General features: G+C 66.0%; 20 protein-coding genes. 6 read left to right on the forward strand and 14 right to left on the reverse strand.

Going from position 1 to position 22,477, the window contains the following annotated elements; all coding sequences use genetic code 11:
- Positions 1 to 30 precede the first annotated feature (30 nt).
- From LRS12_RS11170 to LRS12_RS11200, 8 genes are all read right to left on the reverse strand, one after another.
- Positions 31 to 807 (reverse strand): SDR family NAD(P)-dependent oxidoreductase, encoded by a 777-nt coding sequence (locus tag LRS12_RS11170; protein ID WP_257844641.1) that lies wholly within the window; start codon positions 805 to 807, stop codon positions 31 to 33.
- On the reverse strand, positions 804 to 1,613 hold the full coding sequence (locus LRS12_RS11175; protein ID WP_257844642.1) for an alpha/beta fold hydrolase: 810 nt from the start codon (positions 1,611 to 1,613) through the stop codon (positions 804 to 806). Before LRS12_RS11175 ends, LRS12_RS11170 begins: the two co-directional genes overlap by 4 nt.
- Positions 1,600 to 2,406 (reverse strand): alpha/beta fold hydrolase, encoded by an 807-nt coding sequence (locus LRS12_RS11180; protein ID WP_257844643.1) that lies wholly within the window; start codon positions 2,404 to 2,406, stop codon positions 1,600 to 1,602. The genes LRS12_RS11175 and LRS12_RS11180 overlap by 14 nt, the downstream gene beginning before the upstream one ends.
- On the reverse strand, positions 2,403 to 3,617 hold the full coding sequence (locus tag LRS12_RS11185) for a CaiB/BaiF CoA-transferase family protein (RefSeq protein ID WP_257844644.1): 1,215 nt from the start codon (positions 3,615 to 3,617) through the stop codon (positions 2,403 to 2,405). Before LRS12_RS11185 ends, LRS12_RS11180 begins: the two co-directional genes overlap by 4 nt.
- A complete protein-coding gene (locus tag LRS12_RS11190; RefSeq protein ID WP_257844645.1) occupies positions 3,614 to 4,393 on the reverse strand; it encodes an IclR family transcriptional regulator in 780 nt (259 codons plus the stop codon). The genes LRS12_RS11185 and LRS12_RS11190 overlap by 4 nt, the downstream gene beginning before the upstream one ends.
- Complete coding sequence (locus LRS12_RS11195) at positions 4,390 to 5,541, reverse strand: thiolase family protein (protein ID WP_257844646.1); 1,152 nt, start codon at positions 5,539 to 5,541, stop codon at positions 4,390 to 4,392. The genes LRS12_RS11190 and LRS12_RS11195 overlap by 4 nt, the downstream gene beginning before the upstream one ends.
- Positions 5,538 to 5,825 carry an OB-fold domain-containing protein gene (locus tag LRS12_RS20365; protein WP_374580827.1) on the reverse strand — a complete coding sequence of 96 codons (288 nt, stop codon included), beginning with the start codon at positions 5,823 to 5,825 and terminating at the stop codon, positions 5,538 to 5,540. The genes LRS12_RS11195 and LRS12_RS20365 overlap by 4 nt, the downstream gene beginning before the upstream one ends.
- A gap of 523 nt (positions 5,826 to 6,348) precedes the next feature.
- Complete coding sequence (locus LRS12_RS11200; RefSeq protein ID WP_257844647.1) at positions 6,349 to 7,713, reverse strand: sensor histidine kinase KdpD; 1,365 nt, start codon at positions 7,711 to 7,713, stop codon at positions 6,349 to 6,351.
- Positions 7,714 to 7,846: 133 nt separating this feature from the next.
- On the opposite strand from LRS12_RS11200, the gene LRS12_RS11205 reads away from it, so the two are divergent.
- The 5 genes from LRS12_RS11205 to LRS12_RS11225 all read left to right on the forward strand — a co-directional run bounded on the left by LRS12_RS11205 (position 7,847) and on the right by LRS12_RS11225 (position 12,340).
- Positions 7,847 to 8,755: an Ig-like domain-containing protein gene (locus LRS12_RS11205; protein ID WP_257844648.1), complete on the forward strand. Its 909-nt coding sequence runs from the start codon at positions 7,847 to 7,849 to the stop codon at positions 8,753 to 8,755.
- A 266-nt stretch (positions 8,756 to 9,021) separates the two neighbouring features.
- Positions 9,022 to 10,689 (forward strand): tetratricopeptide repeat protein, encoded by a 1,668-nt coding sequence (locus LRS12_RS11210; RefSeq protein ID WP_257844649.1) that lies wholly within the window; start codon positions 9,022 to 9,024, stop codon positions 10,687 to 10,689.
- 25 nt (positions 10,690 to 10,714) lie between these two features.
- Positions 10,715 to 11,008: a hypothetical protein gene (locus LRS12_RS11215; RefSeq protein ID WP_257844650.1), complete on the forward strand. Its 294-nt coding sequence runs from the start codon at positions 10,715 to 10,717 to the stop codon at positions 11,006 to 11,008.
- Positions 11,005 to 11,220, forward strand: coding sequence for a hypothetical protein (locus LRS12_RS11220; protein ID WP_257844651.1), 216 nt, complete (start codon positions 11,005 to 11,007; stop codon positions 11,218 to 11,220). Before LRS12_RS11215 ends, LRS12_RS11220 begins: the two co-directional genes overlap by 4 nt.
- A 28-nt stretch (positions 11,221 to 11,248) precedes the next feature.
- A complete protein-coding gene (locus tag LRS12_RS11225; protein ID WP_257844652.1) occupies positions 11,249 to 12,340 on the forward strand; it encodes a hypothetical protein in 1,092 nt (363 codons plus the stop codon).
- 88 nt (positions 12,341 to 12,428) lie between these two features.
- On the opposite strand, the gene LRS12_RS11230 is transcribed toward LRS12_RS11225, so the two are convergent.
- From LRS12_RS11230 to LRS12_RS11240, 3 genes are all read right to left on the reverse strand, one after another.
- Complete coding sequence (locus LRS12_RS11230; RefSeq protein ID WP_257844653.1) at positions 12,429 to 13,082, reverse strand: response regulator transcription factor; 654 nt, start codon at positions 13,080 to 13,082, stop codon at positions 12,429 to 12,431.
- An 84-nt stretch (positions 13,083 to 13,166) separates the two neighbouring features.
- A complete protein-coding gene (locus tag LRS12_RS11235) occupies positions 13,167 to 14,348 on the reverse strand; it encodes a carbohydrate porin (RefSeq protein WP_257844654.1) in 1,182 nt (393 codons plus the stop codon).
- A gap of 29 nt (positions 14,349 to 14,377) precedes the next feature.
- Positions 14,378 to 15,454, reverse strand: a complete 1,077-nt coding sequence (locus tag LRS12_RS11240) for a PepSY domain-containing protein (RefSeq protein WP_257844655.1) — start codon at positions 15,452 to 15,454, stop codon at positions 14,378 to 14,380.
- Between the two features lie 163 nt (positions 15,455 to 15,617).
- Between LRS12_RS11240 and LRS12_RS11245 the strand changes: the two genes are divergently transcribed.
- Positions 15,618 to 16,811: a CaiB/BaiF CoA-transferase family protein gene (locus LRS12_RS11245; protein ID WP_257844656.1), complete on the forward strand. Its 1,194-nt coding sequence runs from the start codon at positions 15,618 to 15,620 to the stop codon at positions 16,809 to 16,811.
- 79 nt (positions 16,812 to 16,890) lie between these two features.
- On the opposite strand, the gene LRS12_RS11250 is transcribed toward LRS12_RS11245, so the two are convergent.
- The 3 genes from LRS12_RS11250 to LRS12_RS11260 form a co-directional block, all read right to left on the reverse strand.
- Complete coding sequence (locus tag LRS12_RS11250) at positions 16,891 to 17,703, reverse strand: alpha/beta hydrolase fold domain-containing protein (protein WP_308223007.1); 813 nt, start codon at positions 17,701 to 17,703, stop codon at positions 16,891 to 16,893.
- Positions 17,704 to 17,835: 132 nt separating this feature from the next.
- Entirely contained in the window at positions 17,836 to 20,997 is a 3,162-nt protein-coding gene (locus LRS12_RS11255; RefSeq protein WP_257844658.1) for an amidohydrolase family protein, read from the reverse strand.
- A gap of 107 nt (positions 20,998 to 21,104) precedes the next feature.
- A complete protein-coding gene (locus tag LRS12_RS11260; protein ID WP_257844659.1) occupies positions 21,105 to 22,442 on the reverse strand; it encodes an MFS transporter in 1,338 nt (445 codons plus the stop codon).
- Positions 22,443 to 22,477 lie beyond the last annotated feature (35 nt).

Genomic DNA, 22,477 nt, shown 5'->3' on the forward strand with positions numbered 1-22,477 from the left:
TCTCGTTTTTTGTCGTTTTGAATTCGTCGGTTAACTCCGCAACGTGCGTAGTGAGGCGAGCCCGCCATCCACCACGACGAATGATCCGGTGACGGAGCCACATGCAGGGTTGATCAGGAACGAAACGGCGTGAGCGACCTCGACCGGATCGACCATCTTTGCAGTGGGTTGCCGCCGCTCATACGCACGACGCTGCGCGGCCGGGTCGCTCGCCCGCTCGATCAGCGCATGCATGAAGGGCGTTTCGACCGTGCCGGGGACGACGCCGTTCACGCGGATGCCTTCGTGCACCAGGTCGGCTGCGATGCTGAGCGTCATGCTGTGGATCGCACCTTTGGATGCCGAATAGGCAGCCCGTTCCGTGATGCCGGAGGTCGCCGAGCATGAAGAGATGTTGACGATTGCGGGGGAGGGCGAAGTTCGCAGCAACGGTAACGCGCAGACCGTGGCCCGCCGGTAGCCCATGAGGTTCACGTTGAGCAGCTCGAGCCATTCTTCGTCGCTGCCGTCCTCGACACCGCCGACGAACGCGATGCCGGCGTTGTTCACCAACGCATCGAGTCCCGCCGCAGCTTGCCCGATCGTCTCAAACGCCTGCCGAACGCTGTCGGACGAGCGCAGATCGGTCTGGATATAGGTTTCGGCACCGTCTGCTGATCCCTGTTTCAGGTCCAGATTGAAGACCGTCGCGCCCTGAGCATTCAGCAGATTGCAGATCGCCTGCCCGATCCCGGCGCTGCCGCCCGTAACTGCGACGCGCAGGCCGCGAGGCAGTGATCCGGTCGGCGCTGTGGCTGAGGCGTTCATGCTTCGCGCACCTTCCAATGTTGTTTGAGATGCCGCGCCAGCGGCTCCGGCCCGGTCAACGGCAACATGTGCCCGCCACGCGGCAGCACTTCGAGTTTCAGGTCCTTGCGCGCCGTCGCGCCGCCGGGGAGCAGGCCATCGAAGGACGAAGCCGGGACCGAGACATCGTCGGCCGCAGCGACGCAGAGCGTTGGCGGCAGTTCGGCGGAATCCAGCGGGAGGCGGCCGAACCCCGCCAGCGATCGCCAGCCATCGGCATATCCATTGGCGGAAATCGCCGAGATCGCTTCTCGCCCATAGGCCAATGCGCTGCGGTAGTCAGGCAGGTCCTGGAGGCCACTGAACCACCGTTTCAGCGATTGCTCGACGGTGTCCGCCATACCGCCCGCTTCGATCTGTCGCGCCCGATCGGCAAAGCTCGGCATGGATTCGAGCGGGGTCGTGACGAGGGTGAGGCTTCGCACTTCACTGCGAAGGGACTTCGCTGCAAGCGTCGCGACGACCCCGCCAAGAGCATGGCCCAGCAGGTGAACCGGACGGTCGATCCAGCGGATCATGTCGAGCGCATCATCGATCAGCGTCTGGAGGGTGAATCCTGCGTCGCTTGCGCGGCTGCCATGGCCGCGATGGTCATAGGAAATCACGTCCAGCGACCCGCCAAGCACATGGCGAAGCGGGTCGAACGCACGCCGGTCCAGCCCCAAAGCGTGGAGGAGCAACACGGCCGGTCCCTCGGGCAGGCCGGATCTGCGAACCACCAGGCTTCGCCCGCCGATACGAACCGTGCGGTCCTCAACGCCGCTCATATACGCCCCTGGCCCGTAGGAGGTTTGCACCTTCAACGGCGACCCAATGCGCCTCGAGCAGGCGGGCGGTGCCGGGTGCCATTGTCAGGGGGAAGAGGTGCCCACCCGCTGGCAGCGTCTCGAGCATGACGCCCGGCCCGGTCGCGCGGCCACTGATCGCAGCGACGATCGCCGACATCGCCGAGGGCGGTGTCGACAGGTCGTCAGCAGCGGCGATGCACAATGTTGCCAGCGGAAAATCTCCGCCGGAGAAGTCGCCGAATGCAGCGAGCGCCCGCCAGGTCGATGCGATGGCGTCCGCGGACAGGGACGTCAGCGCGCGCGATGCATAGTCGATATGCGTCCGCCATTGCGGCGGTGGCGCAACGCCGAACCAGCGCGCGAGGGTCGTTTCCCTGAACTTTTCGATACCGTTGAGGCGCGTCGCATCGGCGCGATCGGCGTAGAGCTTTCCACCCGCCGATGGCGTCGCAAGAAGTGCCAGCGACGCGATACCATGGCCATCCCTGCGAACCCGCTGACACGCCAGCGCCGCGACCACGCCGCCGAACGAGTGTCCCAACACATGTACCGGGCCGTCCGCCACCTGCCGGATATGCGCGGCTGCGTGGGTGACATGATCCTCCAGGCGATCGCTAGCATGGTCGCGCATGCTTCCATGGCCGAGAAGATCGACCGCAACCAGTTGCCGGTCGTCCGTCAGGCTCCCCCTAAGTGGCTCGAACGAATGGCGGTCGATACCCAATGCGTGGAACGCAACCACCGGGATCTTTGGTTGCGCTCCTCCGCTCATGCCGAGCCCTTCCCCAGCACGCCATCGGCTAGCAATTCGTCTGCGGCTGACCGGGGCATGCCCAGCCATGCCGACAGGACAGAGGCATTGTCCTGACCAAGGGCAGGCGGATAGGTCGGGTCCGGGTCCGGGCCACCGGCGAATTTGATGGGATTGCCCACCACCTCGATGCGTCTGCCCCCGGGGGCCTGCATCCCGACGATCATGTCGCGACCCGCGACGCGCGCGTCGTCCAGCGCCTCCGGGACGCGCTTGATCAGTGCGGCAGGGACGTCGTTGGCCTGCAGGCTCTCGACATGTTCGGCCGCGTCTTTCTCAAGAAAGGCGCCCTCCAGCAACCGCCACAGTTGCACGCGATTGGTCAGCCGGTCGGATGCGGTCGCAAAGCGCGCATCGTTCGCCAGCTCCGCCAGGCCGAGGGAATTGCACAGCCCCCGCCACATCTTTTCAGTATTCGCCGTCACGACCAGTTCACGGCCATCCCGCGCCTTGAACGACCGATAGGTGGGGATCGAATCGTGCCGCGCGCCCTGAGGCCCCGGTTCGGTCCCCGCGACGAGCGAATAGGTACCCTGGTAGGAAAGCATCGCGAGCTGGCAATCGAGCATCGCGACGTCGATGATGTCGGCACGGTCGGTTGAATTGCGACGATGCAGCGCCGCGCAAATGGCGATGCAGGCATAGAGGCCCGCAACCGTGTCCCCCGCCGGGATGCCGAGCCGGACGGCTGGCCGGTCAACCTCCCCGGTTATGCTCATCACGCCCGACAGCGCCTGCACGATCATGTCATAGGCGGGCTTTGTGCTGTCCGGTCCGGTCTGCCCGAAACCGCTGATCGACGCCCAGATCAGCCGCGGATGGCTGGCAGCGATCTGCTCAATGTCCAGCCCGATCTTGCGCGCGACGCCGGGCCGGAAATTCTCCACGACAACATCTGCCTTGGCGATCAGTTCCAGCAGCAGCTCCCGTCCGCGATCAGTCTTCAGGTCAATCGAGACGCTGCGCTTGTTACGGTTGATGCCGAGGAAATACAGACTCTGCCCGTCCAGGAAATGCGGGGGAATGTGCCGGCTCGAATCGCCGCCAGGCGGCTCGACCTTGATCACCTCGGCACCCAGGTCCGCAAGAATTTGCGTACAAAAGGGTCCGGACAGAAATGTGGTGAGGTCCAGTACACGTACACCGTGCAGCGGCTGGCCAGGCGAGCTCATCTGGCTGCCCCGAGGAACCGCGAAATCTCGTCGCTCCTTTCCACGATATCCTTCACAATTGCATCGATACTGGCGCTGGGCATCCGCTCCTGCGGGGAGGTCATGCAAAGGCAGCCGAAAACGCCCTTTGAGTCGAAGATCGGAGCGGCGACGCCTCGCGCGCCCGGGAGTTTTTGCCCTTCGCTGATCGCATATCCCCGCTCGCGCACTTCGCGCAGTTCTGCCATTCTCGCACGCATAGACGGGGGCTTTTCTCCCGACGCTGACGCGGTTGCTTCGCGAAGCAGGGTTTGTTCGATTTCATTGTCTGGCAGGAACGCGAGGATCGCCTTGCCCGACGCACCCCAGTACAAAGACAGCGGCCGGTGAAGATTGATCTGGTAGGTCAGCATTTGGCTGCCGTCGGCACGGTACACGAAGTGCATCGTCCGGTCAGCGGCGACATGCCGCCCGAGAAGAACGGTCTCATTGTACTTGGCTGCCAATGCGTCGACGATGGGCTGCGCGATTGTCACCTGGGACATGCCCTGGATCACCCGTGCCGAGATCCGGTAGAAGCGCGGCCCGATGCGATAGATGCCGCTGCCCGACGCGACGACGAACCCTTCCGCGACCAGCGCATTGAGCAGCCGGTGCGCGGTAGACGGAGGCACCTTGAGATCGGCGCTGACCTGCTTGACCGTCACCGGTCCCGGCGCGTCAGCCAGATGTGCCAACAGGTAGAGCGCGCGGCTGATGATGCTTGTGCCCGGCCCTTCGTCATTCCCGTCCGTCATATTTCGTCCAGCACCTTCAAGATGTGGATGGCGCATGCGCCATGATCCAGTTGAGCTATGCCTCCGCCGGTGACGTGCGTCATGCCGATGCGTGCATCGGGTACCTGGCGTCTGCCCGCCTGGCCCGTCAGCTGCCAATATAGTTCGACAATCTGTGCGACACCGCTGCAGCCAACCGGATGTCCCTTGGACAGCAGGCCGCCGCTCGGATTGACGACGACGCTCCCGCCGAACGTACTGTGGCCCGAGGCAAGAAAGGATGCGGATTCCCCATCTTCGCACAGCCCCAATGCCTCGTAGTAGACAAGTTCCGCGATGGAGAATGCGTCGTGAAGTTCGACGACATCCACATCCTGCGGCCCAATTCCCGCTTGCTCGAATGCTTCCCGCGCGGAGTGCCGGGTAATCTCGGGCCGCAGCATGTTGCGAAAGCCGGATGTGGGCGTCCCGGAGTGCAGCACCGACCCGCAAATCTCCACCGTCGGCAGGGCCAGTCGCTTGCGGAGCTTGTCGTTCACCACGATGACGGCAGCCGCGCCGTCGCCGGTCGGACAGCATTGCAGCAGCGTCAGTGGGTCGGAAATCATCCGGGAAGCGAGGACCTCTTCGACACTGGTCAGCTTTTGCAACTGTGCGAACGGATTCATCGCGCCATGCCGCCGGGCCTTTACGCTGACCTGGGCCAGCAATTCGACCGGCTCGCCTCGCTCGTGCAAGTATCGCCGCGCCCGCATCGCATATAGGGCAGGCATCACCATGCCGTTGCGTACCTCGATATCTTCCGCGACGAGCGGCAAAGTGCCGCCACCGAACTGGGTCAGCTTGTCGACTCCGATGACCAGTGCCGCGACATGTTCCCCGCTGCACACGCTCTTCCAGGCGAGGTGCAGCGCGCTGGCCCCGCCCGAGCATGCGTTGTCGACGTTGATGACCGGAACGCCTCCGATCCCTACCTCTTTGACAATACGTTGGCCGGTCAGCATTCCGCCAAAGGCATGACCGCAATACACGGCTTCGATTTCGCTCGGCTCAAGCCCGGCGTCGCGAATTGCCTTGCGGACCGGCGGGACCGCCAATCCGCTGTAGCTTGAATCGCGATGCTTCCCCATCGGGATCATCGCACCGCTCACAATGAAGGCGCGGCTCACTCGCTTTGTCCCGCGACAGGCTCAACAAACCATTCGGAGTTTTCACTGGCGAGGCGAACGACACCGTCACAGCGCAATGCGTGATCGGGGCCTCGGATCTTGGCCAGTACGCGGACATCTCCGGGAAAATCTACATAGCCGATCGTGTAAGGTGCGGGCTGCGACGAAGACACGTGTACCGTCGAGAAGCTGTAAAGCACGCCTTCCGGCCCGACTTCGATGCACTTTTCGCCCGGCCTGTGGGGGAAACTGCGCTGACCTTCAGCTGTCAGGGAGCAGCGCAAAATGTCGCACCATTGAGCACGACAAAGGCGGGCAGGGCGGTAACATCCAAATCCGAAACCGGATATCCCTCGATGGGTACGGTCTCACCAGGGGGATGTTGGCTGAAACTCATGTCGTTATTCCAATGAACGGAATTGCTTTCCGTCAGAAGAAACGATTAGCAGCGCCGTCACGCTAGTTCAACCCTGAAGATTGCTGTGGATTCCGAATTTGGTTGTCATACGGAATCGATGCGCGATGGCCCACCGGCATCCGCGCGGTCCCTTGCTCAGCCCAGGCAGCAGATGAAGGCTCAGGAGAAGACGGCCATGGCGCACGCCCTGTTCCATTGCTTCGGGCCCTCCATCCGCGTGAGCGTTTCCAGCACAGTCGCTCACTGTGTTGCCACAGGCACTGGCCCCGTGTGGGCTACCCGCAAACGCCGCTCCTGGCGTCGTGGCGACGAGCCCGTCGTGATGTCTCCTCGACACTGGGCGTCCAGTCCCGCCTGCGCATGGCGTGACCTGAATGCTGGTCTCAAGATCAGCCCGGGCCGGGCAATTCCAGATACAGCGCCGCACCGCGCCGCCAGCGTGGATCATGTGCGACCGTTCCGCCGATCAATTGCGCCATCCGGCGGGAAGACGGGAGGCCAAGGCCAACGCCTCTACCAGTTGCTGGCCCGTCGCCGTAGCCGGCAAATTCGATGAACATCCGCCCCGCCTGATCGCTGGATATCCCCCGCCCGTTATCGAGGACATAGACTCGCACAAATTTTCCCACCCGCCGTGTACCGATCAGCACCCGCGTGCCTCGCGAATGCCGCACCGCGTTGTGGATGAGGTTGCGAAGCGCGCGCAGCACCAGATGAGGATCACCCGTCGCATGGCGTCGGCCAGGAATGCAGCGCAGGTCAAAGTCGCTTGCCCCGCAGACCGGTGCGGTTTCGGTGCAGATGCGCTTCAGGAGCTCAGCCAGGTCCAGCCGCTCGATCGTCGGCTGGATGATACCGCTGTCGAGCCGCAAATGATCGAGCAGTCGGTCAAGCAAATGCGCTGCCTCGTCGAACGCCAGCCGCGCCTTGGCCACTGCATCCTGCCGATCGCGGCCCTTGCCGACGGCGACGCGGTTGAAGAACAGGGCAGCCGCCTGAAGCGGCTGGCGCAGATCGTGGGTCGCAGCTGCGATGAAGCGGGTCTTGCTGGTGCGCGCCTCGGTCACCTCGGTCAGCGCGGCGGCGAGCTCGTCCGACACCCGCTCCGCCCGCAGCCGCGCCTCGATGGTCGACCGGATCGCGACCTTCAGCACCACCGCCACGCCGATCATCAGCGCCCCGAACGCGACCAGAAACAAGGCGAGCGGCACGGAATAGGGGCCGGGATTGATCAGGAAGAAGACCGCCGCCGAGCCGAAGATCGACACGACGCCGAAGACGATATTTTCGATCGCTTCGGCCGTGGAAATCACCTGCCCTGAAATCGTCGCGGCGTAGAACACGACCATCAGCAATTGCAGCGCTTCCGAGGCATAGGGCAGCAACGCCCAGACGCTGGAAGCGACCGCCAAGTCGAACAGCACGGCAACCACTTTGCCAAGTGGCGCAAACACTCGCACCACCGTCGCGTCATCGGGCTTCAGCAGATAGACCGACAGCGGCAGGCCGATCATCGATGCGACCACCAATGCGGTAAAGATCGTCCACCCCCAAAGCGGACCCGGAGGCGCAATCGGCGCAAACAGCAGGTGGACATAGGCCAGCGTGCCGCCGACCAGCAGCGAGAAGGCACCGGCCAGAAAAAACTCGATCCGCGATTCAGTCGCGCGGATCGTGACGCGGTCAGAGACGGCACCGGGCTGCATTTCCCGGTTGAACGCCCAATCGCCCGCCTGTGCAAGAGGGCTAGCCATCTGGCTAGCCCATCCGGGCGATGCGCGGTGCCGGGCGATGGGACAGTGTTTCACCACGGGGCCGAAGGGCGCTGCGGGGAGACGGGCGATGCTGCGAACGATCGCGATTGTAGCTTTGGCAGGAACCGGCGCCATGCTGCTCCTTCCGCATGGCGCGGGGCTGGCGCAGGCCAGCCGCACGGTGACCGTAAGCGTGCTCGACAGCGCCGGACGACCGGTTCCGAATGCAGTGGTCTGCGCCGGATCCAGCGCCACAGCACGGGGCGACCTGGGCAGCGGGCGGACCGACGCGAATGGGCGGGCGACATTTGCGGTCGCGGCCGCGCCGCCGCCACGTATTGGCCAGGGCAGCCCGGCGACGCCGCCCATTTCCTATACCAGCCACAACGCGACCAGTGGCGCTTCGGTTGTGACGCCGACCCTGACGGTGACGCTGCGGCTGGCCACGGGTGGTCCGCGCTGCCCGCAGACCAGCCATGTCGTGGCGACGCCGGGCCAGATCATCCCGCCAATCGCGCCGGGGGCTGTGCCGGTTCGACCCGTCCCGCCAGCGCCCATCGTCCTCAACCTCGGCAAGCGCTGCTTCGGTGCCGCCGGAGCCAATTGCAGTGACGAGGGGACGGAACTGGGCACCTGTGACGACGGCAGCTGCAAGATCAACCGGGGCAGCTGGGAGCATGACGAATGCTGCTTCGCCAATCCCGAGGGCGGGGTTTGCGACGACAAACCATGGGAGGTCATCACCGCCCAGGGCATCGCTGGACGACCGCAGATCTGCACGGCGGAATTCAACCTCGCCTTCGCCCGATTGAATGGCCCCTACACCTGGAAACGCCGAGTCGATTTCGCCGCGCGCAACAACACCGGGCGCGTCGTACATGGCGATTATTGCGCGCCACGCGATGCCTTTGTGCCAGTCGGTGAGGAACGCTTCTGCTGCTCGCGCGCCACCCGTGCGCCCAATGCAGGCGACATCGCCCGGTTCACCCTGACCGCGGGCGGCAATATCGGGGCGCTGCCGGCACCCCGCATCTGCACCTAGTGCGCGCAGGAGAGCCCGGATGCTGATGCTCATGCTGCTGATGATGATCCGCACTGCGGCTCAGCCCGCCATCGTCCTCCCGGTTTGCACCGTGGCCAGCCACGATGTGCTGATGGTGCGGACGGGGCGCGATGTTTGTGCTGCGCCGAGAAACGCACAGGGCCGCCCACGCGCCATGGGCTTTCTGCCGACGCAGTGCGCCCGCGCCGAAGCGACCTATCGGATCGATGCGCGGGGCCGAAACGATCTTTGCCTGGGGGAAGATGATGCGCCGATTTGCCAAGCTGATGACTGGGGTCGCGTCAGCGATGCTGCTGTGCGCGTGCGGCGGGCTTCCGGGTGGCGTCGAGAGCGCGTCGAGTCAGGCAGCGCCCGCCTTGCCGGCGGACAGTGCGGCGCTGAAGGCGCAGGGGCTGGCGGCGCTCAACGTCGGCGATCACCGCGCTGCCATCGCGGTCTTGTCCGAAGCCACCGCGCGATCCCCGCGCGATTCGGAACTCCAGACGCTGCTTGGCCTCGCCTACCACAAGGCCGGTGCCAGCGACCCCGAGGCGATCGAACTGGCGCTGGCAGGCTATGACCTTGCGCTGAAGGCGCAGCCCGGCAACTTCTGGGCCGCCGCGCTGGCTGGCCGCGCAGCCTATGACCGGGGGCGCTTTGACGAGGCAACCCGCCGCTTTGGCCAGGCGGTACTCGCCCAGCCCGACGATCCCCGCGGATTGATGGCGCTGGCGCAGGCGGCGTACATGAACGGTGACGCCGTGCTGGCCGCCGTTGCGGCGAGTCGCGCGGCCGAGCGCTTTGCCACTGCGCCGGAACGTGCCGAGGCGCTGAAGCTTGCGGCGATGGCGGAAGCCGGGTCGGGCAATGCCGTGCGCGGCAATGCGCTGGTCGATGCCGTCGCCATCCTCGATCCCGCAGGTGCCCGCGCTCTCGCGCCGCGCGTCGCACAGCTGGCGCAGACCGCTCCGGTGGACGGTGTCGGCGCGGGTGCCGGAGCCACCACCGCGCCCGTCGCGCCCAGCCAGATTTCGGTCGATGTCGCCATCGTCCTGGCGCAGAACACGTCGCGCGAGCGCATCGGCATCAACCTGCTGGACGGCCTCAGCCTCCAATATGGGTATAATCGCGCCGATAGCCGACGGATCGCCCGCAGCGATGCTGGCAGCACCAACACGCTCGATCGCGTCATCACCGAGGCGATCGGCATTCCGCAGCTGACCTACAACCTCAACCTGTTCAATCGGGGCGGGCAGAATTACCAGGTCGTCGCGCGTCCGACGCTGACCGCCTATTCGGGGGAGACCAGCGAATTCTTCGTCGGCCGCACGCTCAAGGTCGCAGTCAGCGGCATCAACGCGGGCCAGCTCGAAACCATCGACATCGGTATCGAGCTAAAGGTGACGCCGGTCGCGATCACCCCCGACGGCACACGGGTGAAGATCGAAACGGGGCGCTCGTTCCTGACCGCCGATCCGGCCGGCAATTTCAATGAAGCGCTGACCACCTTTCGCCAGCGGGTCGCCGCGACAGCCGAACTGCGCTTTGGGGAAACGCTGGTCCTGTCGGGGCTGTCGGAAAGCGTCGACGACGCCACATTCTCCAAGACGCCGGTGCTGGGCGAGGTGCCGCTCATCGGGTCGCTGTTCAATGAGCGTGCCAGACAATCGCGGCGCGACGCCGTCCTGATCCTCGTGACGCCATCGCGCCCGGCGGCGCTGCCCGGTCGCGCCTGGGCGCGGGCGGAGGCGGTGGAACGGCTGGCCGAACTGTGGACGCAGATCGTCGATCCGTCCTCCAACGGCGTCGATGCCGCCGGACGACTGAAATCAATGCGCATGTTCACCCGGATGGCACCGGGCGATTCCCCCCTGTCCTGGCCCAATCCAGGCCGGGTTAGCGCCGAGATGCTTGGCAACTTGCTGGTGCCTTGACCGATTTCGAGAGGGAGACTGAACGATGCTGAGCCTGATCCTTGCCATCGCCATGGCCGCGCAGAGCGGCGACCCGGAAGTGGGGAGCGGCTTTCACGGCTGCGCAACCGATGCCGAGCTGCAACTGGCGCTCGACCCCCGGCCGCGCACGACAATCCCCGGCAATGTCGTCGCGAGCGAGCCACGCTATGTCGTGCGCTGCGTGCGCCGACGGATCGACGGTCCCATCCAATGCCCCCGGGCCAGGGCGTGCTGGCGCACGCCGGGCGCGACCGCTGCGTTGCCGCAAGCGGTAGCGGCGGTACTACTGTCGTCATGACCGACGGTTCGGTCCGCCGGACCACCGATGGCGTCAGCAATACGATCATGTTCGGCGAAACTACCTCGCCTTGCCCGAGCGGAAAGACACTGTTGATCGACGCCGAAGGGAAGATCGATCGCTGCGGGATCCAGGCTCAGCACCCGCCGAGCCAGATGGTCCCGCAATCACTGAAGGTGCTGCGCCGCATCACCGCATCGCCGATGTTCTGAAGCCCCCAAGACATTCAGGAGAAACGCCATGACCCCGATCAAACTTGCACTGTGCCTGGGTGCCGCCGGCATTGCGACATTGAGCTCCGCGCCGGCCAAAGCCGAGTGGGAATCGATCAAGCGTTACGAGCATCTCGGCAGCCAGTTCCAGAATCCGGATCGCTGCCGACAAACGCACGACCGCGAAGCCGCCCTGCGCCGCAGCCAGGGAACCGTGCTGCGATTGCCCGCCGGCTTTCAGGACCGGATCGAGGTGTTTGGCCACCTGATCGACATGAGTCCGTCGGCCGGGATCGAGGGCGGGTCGGGCAGCGTGCAGCTGTACCACAAATATAGCGGTTTTGCGAATAACGGGCGTGGCTGCGGTGCGATCGGGTCCGTCATCCTGACGGTCAATCTCCCGCGTGACGCCACCGGTCGCCGTACCTTTGTCGTCGGCAGCGAGCGGATCACAGTGGATATCGTCCGCCCGACGTTGAGCGCGCTCAACTGGTCCAGCCGCACCAATACGGGGCGACCCACGGTCAGCACGCCGGCACCCGCGCCGACATCTGGCCCGACACCGACGCCGCTGCCCGGTCGCAATCCGGTGACCATCGTCAGTGGCAATTGCCCGCCGGGCTCGGGGTGCGGCAGCGGCACCGGGAGCGGCGTCATTGTGACCGGGCCGAGCGGCAGCACCGCTATAACGCCGGGCGGCGGCGTGAACCTGCCCGACGCAATGGGTAGTTGCATCCGTCAGATCGGCGGCGACATCAATTTTGCGAGCCGCTCCATGACCGTGACGCTGCCGCGCAACCGAAGCGGTGCCGGTGTGCGGGAGTGCCTGCTGCGGCCACTCTATATCGAGGCCGATGTGACATCGGCGGCACTGCATATCGACCATGACGGCAGCATCGGCGAGCGCGACCGCAAGCGCGCTGCGAGTTATGTCCCGCCCACATATGGAACTTATGCATTGTTGGGAGGACCGACCGTTCTTCCCATCGACCGTGATTTCTTCCGTCTGACGCTGTTGCCGGCGATGGTCGACAGCTTTCGCGGGGAGCGGAGTTACACCATCAGCCCGCTGACCAGCGGTGGTAATCCGCTGACCCTTATCGTGCGGGCACCGAACTAAGCCCCTCTTGCCCCGGCTTGGATGTGCCCAAGCCGGGGCAGATTGGGATCTGAACTCGACTAGAACTGGGTCGACTTCAGACCCTAGGTCACACCAGCCCGCGATCCCGGGCGCGTGCCACCGCCTCGGTGCGGTTGGCCGCGCCCAGTACCGCAAAGATATGCGCCAGATGCGACTTGATCGTGGCCGGCGACAGGCCGAGGAGACGGGCAATTTCCTTGTTCGAGCGACCCCGTGCCAGTTGATCCAGCACGTCAACGTGCCGCTGACTGAGTCGCTCGAAGCTCGGCATGTTGGTGGCGGGAGGCGGCATATCGGCCTCGCATGCCGGCGGCGCGTCGCCCGTCGCCAGCGCGGCCACCCGATCGGGCAAATACCGCCCGCCGGCCAATACCAGCCGCAGTGCCGCTTCCACCACGCCGGGCTCCACCGTCTTGGGGACGAAGCCGTCGACCCCGATCGACAGCGCCGTCAACAGATCCTCGTCGGATTGGGAGCCGGTAATCACCACGATCCGCGCTGCCGGTGCCCGCATCTTCAGCCCGCGCAAACCCTCGCTCGCGCCGGTGCCGGGCATGTGCAGGTCGACGACGCACAGCGACAAGTCGCGACACGACTCCGCGAGTACCCAGGCATCGGCGAAATTGGCCGCGGTCAGCACCGGTGCGTCAACAAGCTCGGCTAGCGTCATTGCCAACGCCGAGCGCACCAGCGGATGATCGTCGCAAACCAGTGTCGTCATCGGACGCCCCCTTCGGCACCGTAACGAACATGCAAGTGATGACAAGCGATTCAGCCCCGACAGGAGGCGGCCAGCTGAGCGCACCTAATCGAGCAGCGTGTGTAGGCTCCACTCGGTTCGCACGCCCAGCACCAGCGCGTCGGCCACGCCGGGATCGGCAGAGGGACGACGGACATAATGGGCGCTTGGCTGGATCGCGAGCCAGGGCGTGACCTCTGCGCGATAGGTCAGTTCAAGCGCCACTTCCGATGCCGCAGTCCCGTTCGTTGCGCGATGGGAATCGGCGGTGAAGGCGGCGGCGATGGCGATGCCGAACGAGTCCGCCTCGCGGCCCTTGACCCAGCCGGCAAAGCTGAGCCCGCCGCTCAGGAAACGGTCGAACATGTTGAAGCGACTGCTTGCGACACCGGCACGGATGAAGCCGTCCAGCGTCCCGTCGTCGCGCCGCGCAAGCGGCAGCTGTGCGCGGATATAGCTTCCCGAATTTCCGGTCTCCGCCCCGGTCCCGTCGCTACGTTCGAACGCAGCCGTATAACGCCAATGGCCGAGCAGCAGCTTGCCCCCGGCGAGCGGTGCCTCGACCTCGCCGACCAGCAGCGCACCATCGCCACGACCCAGCTTCACTGCGGTCCGTCGGGGCCGCGCGGGATCGCCGGGAACGCCGTCGAGTATCGCCGCGCGGACAGTCCACCCCTCCGCCGGCGCAAAGACGACGCGCGCGGCGAGCGAGGTCGATGGGAAGATCGACGGCCCATTCTGTCCGCTCTGGGCGAAATCGGTGCCGATGCCGTGCGGGCTGCTCACGAACAGCCCCGATGCATCGAGCGCATCGAATTCCGAATTGAGGTCGTACAGGCCGACACGGAGCGAAACGCTGTCGCCGAATTTCTGGTCGATCCACGCTTCGTACAGCCGGATCGCGCGCGTGCCGGTTTCGATGTTGCTCACCGCCTGCGCGTCGCCGACCAGATCGCTGATCGAATTGCCGTTATTGTAGAGGCCGTAGAGCCACATTTGCGCGCCAGTCCAGCCGACCATCCGCTCGAGATCGGCGTCGAACACGATGTCGAGATTGTCGAGGTAGCGCGCGCCCCGCTCGACCCCGCCTGCGACATTGCCCATCAGTTCGGCGGTATAGACCAGCTCAAAATTCCACGGCTTGTTGTCGCCTTCCTTCGCGGGGAGTTCGCGATGGGTGTGCGTCTGCCCCTCGCTTTCGTCACGCGGGGCGTCGAGCGCAGTCAGGGCAAGGAGGGGAAGCAGCATGGACATCGCCTTGGTACAAGATCGGGGGTTCAGGTCGCGCGGCGCGGCTTGCGGCGCTTGAGCCAGAGCAGCACGCCCGCGACGATCATCGTGATCAGCCACAGGCCGATCGCGATCGACAGGATGCGTCCCACCGTCCCGCCGGCTTCGCCGGTGTGGATCGCGAACAGCGCGCTCATGAACTGGTTCGCCGCGCTCGCCTCGCCGATCGGGAAGATGCCGCGCACCTGCCCGTTGTTCGCATCGACGAGCACGTAGCTCCCTCCATACGCCCGGCGGAGTTCGCCCGGAGCACGCAACCGCACGCGGTATGTGGCATCGTCGGGCTTCGGCCAGACGACCTGTGTCAGCGTGCTGCCCGGCAGCGCGGCAAGACCCGCGCGCGCCGCGGCGGCAAAGCCGATCGGTGCACCTGTCGGCGTGACTGTGGGCATCGCGACGGGCTTTGCACCGACCAGATCGCCGACGCCGTCCTCGAACTTGAGCATCGTTCCGGTCGCGGCGATGACGAGCGCCGGGATGCCGACCCACAGCCCCAGCGCACGGTGCCAGCTATACAGCCGCGCGGCTGCCGGTCCGCGCGTCGCGGGTCGCAATGCGCGCCCCCACGTTCCACGCTTCGGCCAGGCGGCGGCGATTCCAAGGATCAGGTTGGTACACAGCAGCACGCCGCTGATCGACACCAGCCAGCCGCCCCATTCGCCCAACAGGTCGTGGTGAAATCCGACCAGAAAGCCCATCAGGCTCTCCTCATCGGGCTTTGGCGCATGCAGGACGGTGCCGTCGCCGGCGATGCGCGTCGAGGCGCTGGTCCCCTCAGCATCCACGACATAGACATTGTACCGATCCGGTGCCCCCGCAGCGGTCCAGATCGACGCAGCCTTGCCCCCCTCCGGCACCAGCGCGTCGATCCGCCGCTCGATCGCGGCAAGGTCGGTCGGGCGGTGGATGGACGATATGCCCGCGTCGGTGATCTCCCAGTGAAAGACGATCAGCACGCCGGTCAGCGCCTGCAGCAGCCAGAACACCGCCGCACCCAGGCTGAGCCAGCGGTGCAGCGTGAGGATCGGCCGACGGTGCGGCGGCGCAGGAGTCGAAACGGTCATGCGACCCTGTCTGGCCGAAGGAGGTGGACCGCCAAACCTCCACTTTCTGGAAGTGTCGGGGACCAATACGCGACCTCCAACGGTCCCGCAGCCTGTCGGGTCTTGGCCCCTGCGGCATCGTGAAGAAGCGGCTAATTGCCGATCAAACACTGGAGGAAGGCAGATGCTGCCGTTGCTGGAGAGGATCAGGGTCGTCGAGGTCGGCGCGGTCGTGCTTGGCCCCTATGCGGGTCAGATCCTCGCGGATCTGGGCGCAGAGGTGATCAAGGTCGAGCCGCTGGAAGGCGACATTGCTCGGCACGCGCATCCCGCGGGTGCGGGCGGCGGGGCGCTGTTCGTCAACAACAACCGTAACAAGAAGATGCTCGCGCTCGACCTTAAATCACCGGACGGACGCGCGGCGCTGGCCAAGCTGCTCGAACGCGCGGATGTGCTGTTCCACAATATGCGCGTGGATGCGGCGGAGCGACTGGGGCTTGGCTTCGAGACGGTTGCCGCGATCAACCCGCGCATCGTCCATTGCGCAGCGATCGGCTTCGGCCAGCGCGGGCGCTATCGCGACCGGCCCGCCTTCGACGACGTCATCCAGGCGGCGAGCGGCATAGCGGGCCTTGGTACCGCGACCGGTGGCGATCCGCGCTTCGTGCCGACGATATTGGCGGACAAGGTGGCGGCGCTGCACGCGGTATATGGCATCCTCGCCGCGCTCGTGGCGCGGGCGAATGGGCGCGCTGGGCCGTTCAAGGTCGAAGTGCCGATGTTCGAGGCATTGGCCGCATTCCTCCTCAACGAGCATCTTGCGGCGGCGACCTTCGATGCCGGTGGCGCGGTCGGCTACCCGCGCATCCTGTCCCCCAACCGTCGCCCGTTCCGCACGGCCGACGGGTGGATCGCGGTGCTCCCCTATACTGACCGGCAATGGCGCGCATTCCTGGGAGAGGTGGGGCGTGAAGACGTGATCGCGCAGGATTGGTTCGCTGATCCGCGGCAGCGCCCCGCGCATATCGACCAACTCTACGCGCTGGTCGCCGAAACGCTGCCCGCGCGCACGACCGACGCGTGGATTGCGGCGCTTGGGGAGCGCGACGTGCCCTGTTCGCGCGTCGCCAGGCTGGGCGATCTGCTGACCGATCCGCATCTCGAAGAGATTGGTTTTTTCGATGTGCCGGCGGGGTATCCCGAGGGGGTTGCACGGGCCCTGCCGCAGCCAGTGTTGTTCGAGGGGGTGGCAATCCAACCCGACATGCCGCCCCGCCCGCTGGGGGCCGACAGTCGTCAACTACTGCGTGATTGTGGGCTGGAGGAGGAGCAGATCGACAAGCTGATCGCGGCAGGGGTGGTGGGATGCCGTTCCTAGCCTGTCACTCCCACCCCTCCGGGACATCGCGCCTCCCTCCCTCTCCGATTGGAAGGCGCGAGGGAGGGGGGGGTGAGCATCAGCCCAGCTTCTCCGCCACGAACCTCGCCCCGTCGGCGATCGCCTCCCGCGCCACCGCCGCCACCGACATCGCCTCCAGAAAACTGTGCGTCGCACCCGGATAGAGCTTGTCCGCAGTCTCCACCCCCGCCGCGCGCAGCAGGGCGGCCATCGCCACCGATTGTTCGGTCAGCAAGTCGCATTGCGGGATGACGAGGAACACCGGCGGCATCCCGGCCATGTCCGCAAGCAGCGGGCAGACCAGCGGATTGGCGCACTCACGCGCCATGTCGGTCAGGTAGTTGGCATAGTAGGCGATGGCCTCGTCGCGATCGAGGTTGGAGGCCGGGCCGCCAAAATCGCGCTCTGCATCGTCGGAAATCAAGTTCGAGAAATAGCCGTAATTGGACAGGATCGCCCCGACCAGCCCGTCCGCGCCCCGGTCGCGCAGGCGCAGCGCAGTGGCGAAGCTCAGATTTGCGCCCGCCGAATCCCCACCCATCGCCAGGCGGCTGCCGTCGATGCCCAGTTCGTCGCCATGATCGCGCAGCCACAGCATCAGCGCTTCGATCCGGTCGAGCGCGACGGGATATTTGTGCTCGGGCGACAGCGGGTAGTCGACGCCAACTACCGCGAACCCGCCCGCCGCAGCATATTCGCGCATCAGTCGGTCGTGGGTGTCGATGCTGAACAGCGTGAACCCGCCGCCATGCAGATAGACCAGGGCGGGCGCGGGGGGCCGACGCGCCTTCCGGCAGATAGACCCGGATATGGAGCGACCCGGCACCCGGATCGAATACCCGCTCCACCGTCCGCGCCATCGCCGGCCCACCCTCGGCCCAGCGCGACCGCACCGCTTCGCAGACCGCGCGCTGGCCGGGATAGTCGAGCGATGCGAGGGGCGGGTGCGCTGCCCAGCGCGCAGACATTTCGTCGAGGAAAGCGCGGATCTCGGGGTCGATCGTCACGGGTTGGGCAGCCACTGGGTTTCCTTCTCTTCGCCCGCAAACCAGGGCGCGGGCAGTTTCCGCCGCTGCGGCCAGAGTTCGTCGAGCGTGTCGGCGTCGAACAACTGCCCGCCGCGCATCACAAGGCTGACCGAGCGCGTGTTGCGGATATCGGCCAGCGGGTCGCGGTCGAACACCACCAGATCGGCATATTTGCCGACCTCCAGCGTGCCCATGTCGTTGAGCCGCCCGATGACCTCGGCCGCGCCCGCAGTCGCCGCATGGAGCACCGCCATCGGCGTCATCCCGCCGAGCACATGGGCCTCCATTTCGTAATGATAGCCAATGCCCGGATCGTCGCCATGTGCCCCCATCCCGACCGGCGCCCCCGCTTCGGCCAGGCGCGCCGTATCCCGCGCCAGCGCCGGCGCGCGGCTGGCGGCGAGCGAAGACCAGTCGCGTTGCGCCAGCTTCGACGCGATCGTCGCGGGGGGCCAGAAACGGCGGACTTTGGGATCGAGCGCGGGGTCGTATTTCGCGACGAAATGATGTCGAGCCGCCGGGCCGCTGGTGTTGACGAGCAGGGTCGCGACATAGCTGGTGCGGGTCAGCGCGAACAGCTTGATGACATCCTCCTGCAGTGGCGCGACAGGAAGCGCATGCTCGCTGCCCGCATAGCCGTCGAGCAATTGCGTCAGGATCAGCTTGGGATTGTGGCTCCCCTCGGTGGTCGGGATCAGCCCCTGCGCACGCGCCTCCATCGCAATCCACTGGCGCACCGTCCGGCTCTCGCCGCGATATTGCTTGATGTTGGTCAGACCCCAGGCTTCGCTATAGCGGCGCAATACCGCGCGGACCTGTTCCTGCGACGTGAACCGTTCGCGTGCGAAGATACCGGGGCCGGTCGAACGCAGTCGTGGCGCGACCATCAGCCCGGCGTCGATCAGATCCTGATACGCAATCTGGTCGATGCTCAGCGTCGAAGGGTCGAACGCAGTGGTTACGCCAAAGGCGAGCCGCGCGCGCATCGACGTATCTTCATAGGCAATCGCATAGCGGCGGATCGAGCCGATATGGTCGTGATCGTCGATCAGTCCCGGCGCGACCGTCTTGCCGCCCAGCTCACGCTCCGGCGTTCCGGCGGTCACGGCGAAGCTGTTGCGCGGACCGATCGCCGCGATCCGGTCACCGGTGATCAGGATGTCGGCATCCTCGATGATGCGGTCGCCCCCAGCCATCGTCAGTGCGCGCGCACCGCGCAGCAGGATGCTGCCCTGCGGTTGGGCGCGCGGCAGTTCGGCGATCAGTTCGATATGGGTCGTTGGCACCGCCGCGGTCGCACCGGGCAGCGTCTGCAGGAAATTGCCCACCGACCAGACCAGCGCGCCATCGCCGCGCCAGTCATAATAATTGGCCCCGATATCGGTGACCTGTCGCGCGGGGCTGTCCACTGCAGCGAGATCGACCGGCTTCTCCGGATCGGCGGGGACGGGCAGCAGATACAACTGCTCGCGCGCCTGCGCCGCCAGCCATTTGCCGTCCGGGCTGATCCGGATATCGTCCATCTTCGCTGGCGCTTCGGTGAAATAATAGTTCTGGGTCAGCAGCCTGGCCACGTCGCGCTTCGTACCGGTGGTGAGGTCGATGGCGACGAGCCCGTCGTCGCTGATCAGATGCACGACACCCGGCGCAGCGCGGGTGAAGTGCGGGCGCTGGCCGAGATTGCCGCGCGCGACGACCCGCGCCGCGCCGCCGCTCGCGGGGATCGCGACCAGCTCGCCGGGCCGGATCGGCGACACGATATAGCCGCTCAGCTGTCGCGCCGCCGCCGCCGAGCGTACCGCCACCACGCTCCGCCCGTCGGGGGTGAAGGCGGGCCAGGTGTAGAAAGCGGACAGCGTACTCAGCTTCACCGGCGCGCTCCTGCCGTCCGCCGCGACGGTCCATATCGCCCCGCCGTCACGTTCGCTCCAGGTGACATAGGCGATGCGCTTGCCATCGGGGCTCCAGCCGGGCTGGGACGCAGGGTCGCCGGTGATCGGCAGGCGTAGCGACGACCCGCCCGTAACCGGCTGAACATAGATGCTGCCGAGCGCGGCGAAGGCGACACGCTTTCCGTCCGGCGACGGGCTCGTCCCCATCGGCAGCCTGGCGCGCACCGGCCCGGTCGGCTCGCGCACCGCGATGCGGGTCGGCATTCCGACCTCAAGGTCCAGCTTAGCGGTGAACGGGATGCGCGATGCCGTCGAACCATCGACCGGACGGCGCTCGATCCGGCCATCGACCGCGATCAGGATCGCTTTGCCATCGGGCGTAAAGGTGTAGCGCGGGATCAGGTCCATCCACGCCGCGCCGTTCATCAGGTCGAGCGGTGCCGGGCCGAGATCGCGGTCGAGCCCGGTGGTCAGGTCGCGCACCCGCAACCGCGTCTCCGCCATCCGCCGCGTCGCATAGGCGAGCAGCCTTCCGTCGGGGGAGATTGCAGGGCGGAAGAAGGTTTCCTTCGCCGCCTCGCGCGCGCCCGAACTGGTGATGACCGGCTGTTCCGCGCCGGTTGCGATATCGCGTCGCACGATCGTCCACGCGACCGGCTGATCGAACGACATATCGGCGACGGTGCGCGCGTAGTAGAGATATTTCCCGTCGCGCGACGGCGATACGCCGAGCGTGCTCTGTTCGCCGCGCGCGGTCTTGATCGGCGCGACCAGCTCGCCCGGCCCGCCATCGACAGGGTGCCGCCACAGCTCGTAATGGCCCAGGCGGATGCGGTTGCGGCTGACATAGACCGACTTGCCATCCGCGCTCCATTCGGGCGAGGTGCGCACCGCGCCCTCGTCCTCGGACGTGATCCGCCGCGCGTCGCTGCCATCGGTGCGAGAAATCCAGACATTGTCGCCGCCCGACCGGTCGCTGACATAGGCGATCCATTGGCCGTCTGGGGAGAAGCTCGGCTGAACCTCGAACGCGATCCCCTGTGCGATCGGGGTCGCGCGGCCGCCAGTGATGGGCATGGCGTAGAGTTCGCCCAGCATGTCGAACAGGATCGTCTTGCCGTCGGGCGACACCGCCAGCGACATGAAGGTGCCGCTCGACACCTCATAGCTGAGGGTCCGGCGTTCCTTCATCGGCAGATCGTCCTTCGCCAGCGCCGGCACTGCCAGCGCGAGCAGCGAGACCACAGCCAACGCACCCCGAACCATGAGCTTCCCCCGCAACCGACCTGCCGATCCTAACCCGCCCATCGTCGGGCCGAAACGGGCCAAGTCCGGATTTTCGTGCGCGCCAATCACGTCAAATGCCCATGCGCGCGCGGCTCACGCATCCGCAGCGCGACGATGAAGGCGACCGCGCAGATGGCGGAGACATACCAGGCAAATGCCTGTTCATGCCCCTGTTGCTTCAGCAGCAGCGCCGCCCATTCGGCAGTCCCGCCGAAGATCGCCGAGGCGATGGCATGGCCAAGCCCGACCCCCAATGCGCGGACGCTGGCGGGGAACAGTTCGGCTTTGAACAGCCCGGAGACCGAGGTGTAGAACGACATGATGAACAGCGCGGCGAACACCAGCAGCCCCGCGCTCCACATCGACTGCGCGGTCGCGATCCCGCCGAGCAGGGGCACCGCGAACAGCGTCATGCCCCCTGTAAAGATCAGCAGGTTGGTCCGCCGCCCGATGCGGTCCGACAGGGTGCCGAGGATCGGCTGGAGCAGCAGGAAGACGAAGGTAACGACCAGCATCGTTCGGCTGGCGTCGGTCACGCTCATCCCCGCGGTATTGACCAGATATTTCTGCATATAGGTGGTGAAGGTGTAGAGGCTGACCGCTCCCGCAGCGCTCAGCGCCATCACCACCAGCATCGCGCGCGGGTGCCTGAGCAGCGCTCTGAGCGATCCGGCATCCTCGCCTTTGCCCGCCGGCTCGGCGGTCTCATGCATCAGGTTGCGCAACAGCAGGAAGCCGCCCGCGAGCACCGCGCCGAGCAGGAAGGGCAACCGCCAGCCCCATTCGCGGATCGCCTCCTCGCTCATCGCCGCCTGAAGCCCGAAGATGACCAGCAATGCGAAGAGCTGCCCGCCGATCAGCGTGACGAACTGGAACGAGGCATAGAAGCCGCGCTTCCCGGGTTCCGCGATCTCCGACAGATAGGTCGCCGCCGCGCCATATTGGCCGCCGGTAGAAAATCCCTGCATCAGCCGCGCGACCAGAAGCAGGGCGGGTGCCGCGGCGCCGATCGTCGCATAGGTGGGCAGGATGCCGACGAGCAGCGATCCAGCGCCCATCAGGACCACCGACGCGATCATCGCCGCGCGCCGTCCGCGCCGGTCGGCATAACGACCGAAGAACCAGCCCCCCAAAGGCCGGATCAGGAATCCGGCAGCATAGATTGCGGCGACGTTGATGAGTTGCGCCGTTCTGTCTCCCTCGGGAAAAAAGGCCGAGGCGAAGTAGAGCGCGGTATAGGCGTACGCGTAAAAGTCATACCATTCGATCAGATTGCCGACCGATCCCGCGACAGCGGCGCGCGCGCGCGTCCTGCGGTCGAGCGGCAGCGGGTGCGCGGGGCGCGTGTCGAGCGGGGCGTCCCCGTCAGCGGGCACGCCGATCATTCCGGGAATTCCGGCCATCTTTCCTCTCCTGAACGGGCGCGCGGCGAACACCG

The organism is Sphingomonas sp. J344, from assembly GCF_024700005.1.
Lineage (GTDB): Bacteria > Pseudomonadota > Alphaproteobacteria > Sphingomonadales > Sphingomonadaceae > Sphingomonas.

Bases quoted from the DNA above. Each gene is read 5' to 3' on its own strand.
- LRS12_RS11260 (WP_257844659.1), bottom strand. From the start codon at position 22,442: ATGGCCGGAATTCCCGGAATGATCGGCGTGCCCGCTGACGGGGACGCC.
- LRS12_RS11240 (WP_257844655.1), bottom strand. From the start codon at position 15,454: ATGACCGTTTCGACTCCTGCGCCGCCGCACCGTCGGCCGATCCTCACG.
- LRS12_RS11190 (WP_257844645.1), bottom strand. From the start codon at position 4,393: ATGACGGACGGGAATGACGAAGGGCCGGGCACAAGCATCATCAGCCGC.
- LRS12_RS11225 (WP_257844652.1), top strand. From the start codon at position 11,249: ATGACCCCGATCAAACTTGCACTGTGCCTGGGTGCCGCCGGCATTGCG.
- LRS12_RS11205 (WP_257844648.1), top strand. From the start codon at position 7,847: ATGCTGCTCCTTCCGCATGGCGCGGGGCTGGCGCAGGCCAGCCGCACG.
- LRS12_RS11230 (WP_257844653.1), bottom strand. From the start codon at position 13,082: ATGACGACACTGGTTTGCGACGATCATCCGCTGGTGCGCTCGGCGTTG.
- LRS12_RS11200 (WP_257844647.1), bottom strand. From the start codon at position 7,713: ATGGCTAGCCCTCTTGCACAGGCGGGCGATTGGGCGTTCAACCGGGAA.
- LRS12_RS11185 (WP_257844644.1), bottom strand. From the start codon at position 3,617: ATGAGCTCGCCTGGCCAGCCGCTGCACGGTGTACGTGTACTGGACCTC.
- LRS12_RS11180 (WP_257844643.1), bottom strand. From the start codon at position 2,406: ATGAGCGGAGGAGCGCAACCAAAGATCCCGGTGGTTGCGTTCCACGCA.
- LRS12_RS11220 (WP_257844651.1), top strand. From the start codon at position 11,005: ATGACCGACGGTTCGGTCCGCCGGACCACCGATGGCGTCAGCAATACG.
- LRS12_RS11175 (WP_257844642.1), bottom strand. From the start codon at position 1,613: ATGAGCGGCGTTGAGGACCGCACGGTTCGTATCGGCGGGCGAAGCCTG.
- LRS12_RS11235 (WP_257844654.1), bottom strand. From the start codon at position 14,348: ATGCTGCTTCCCCTCCTTGCCCTGACTGCGCTCGACGCCCCGCGTGAC.
- LRS12_RS11170 (WP_257844641.1), bottom strand. From the start codon at position 807: ATGAACGCCTCAGCCACAGCGCCGACCGGATCACTGCCTCGCGGCCTG.
- LRS12_RS11245 (WP_257844656.1), top strand. From the start codon at position 15,618: ATGCTGCCGTTGCTGGAGAGGATCAGGGTCGTCGAGGTCGGCGCGGTC.
- LRS12_RS11210 (WP_257844649.1), top strand. From the start codon at position 9,022: ATGCGCCGATTTGCCAAGCTGATGACTGGGGTCGCGTCAGCGATGCTG.
- LRS12_RS11215 (WP_257844650.1), top strand. From the start codon at position 10,715: ATGCTGAGCCTGATCCTTGCCATCGCCATGGCCGCGCAGAGCGGCGAC.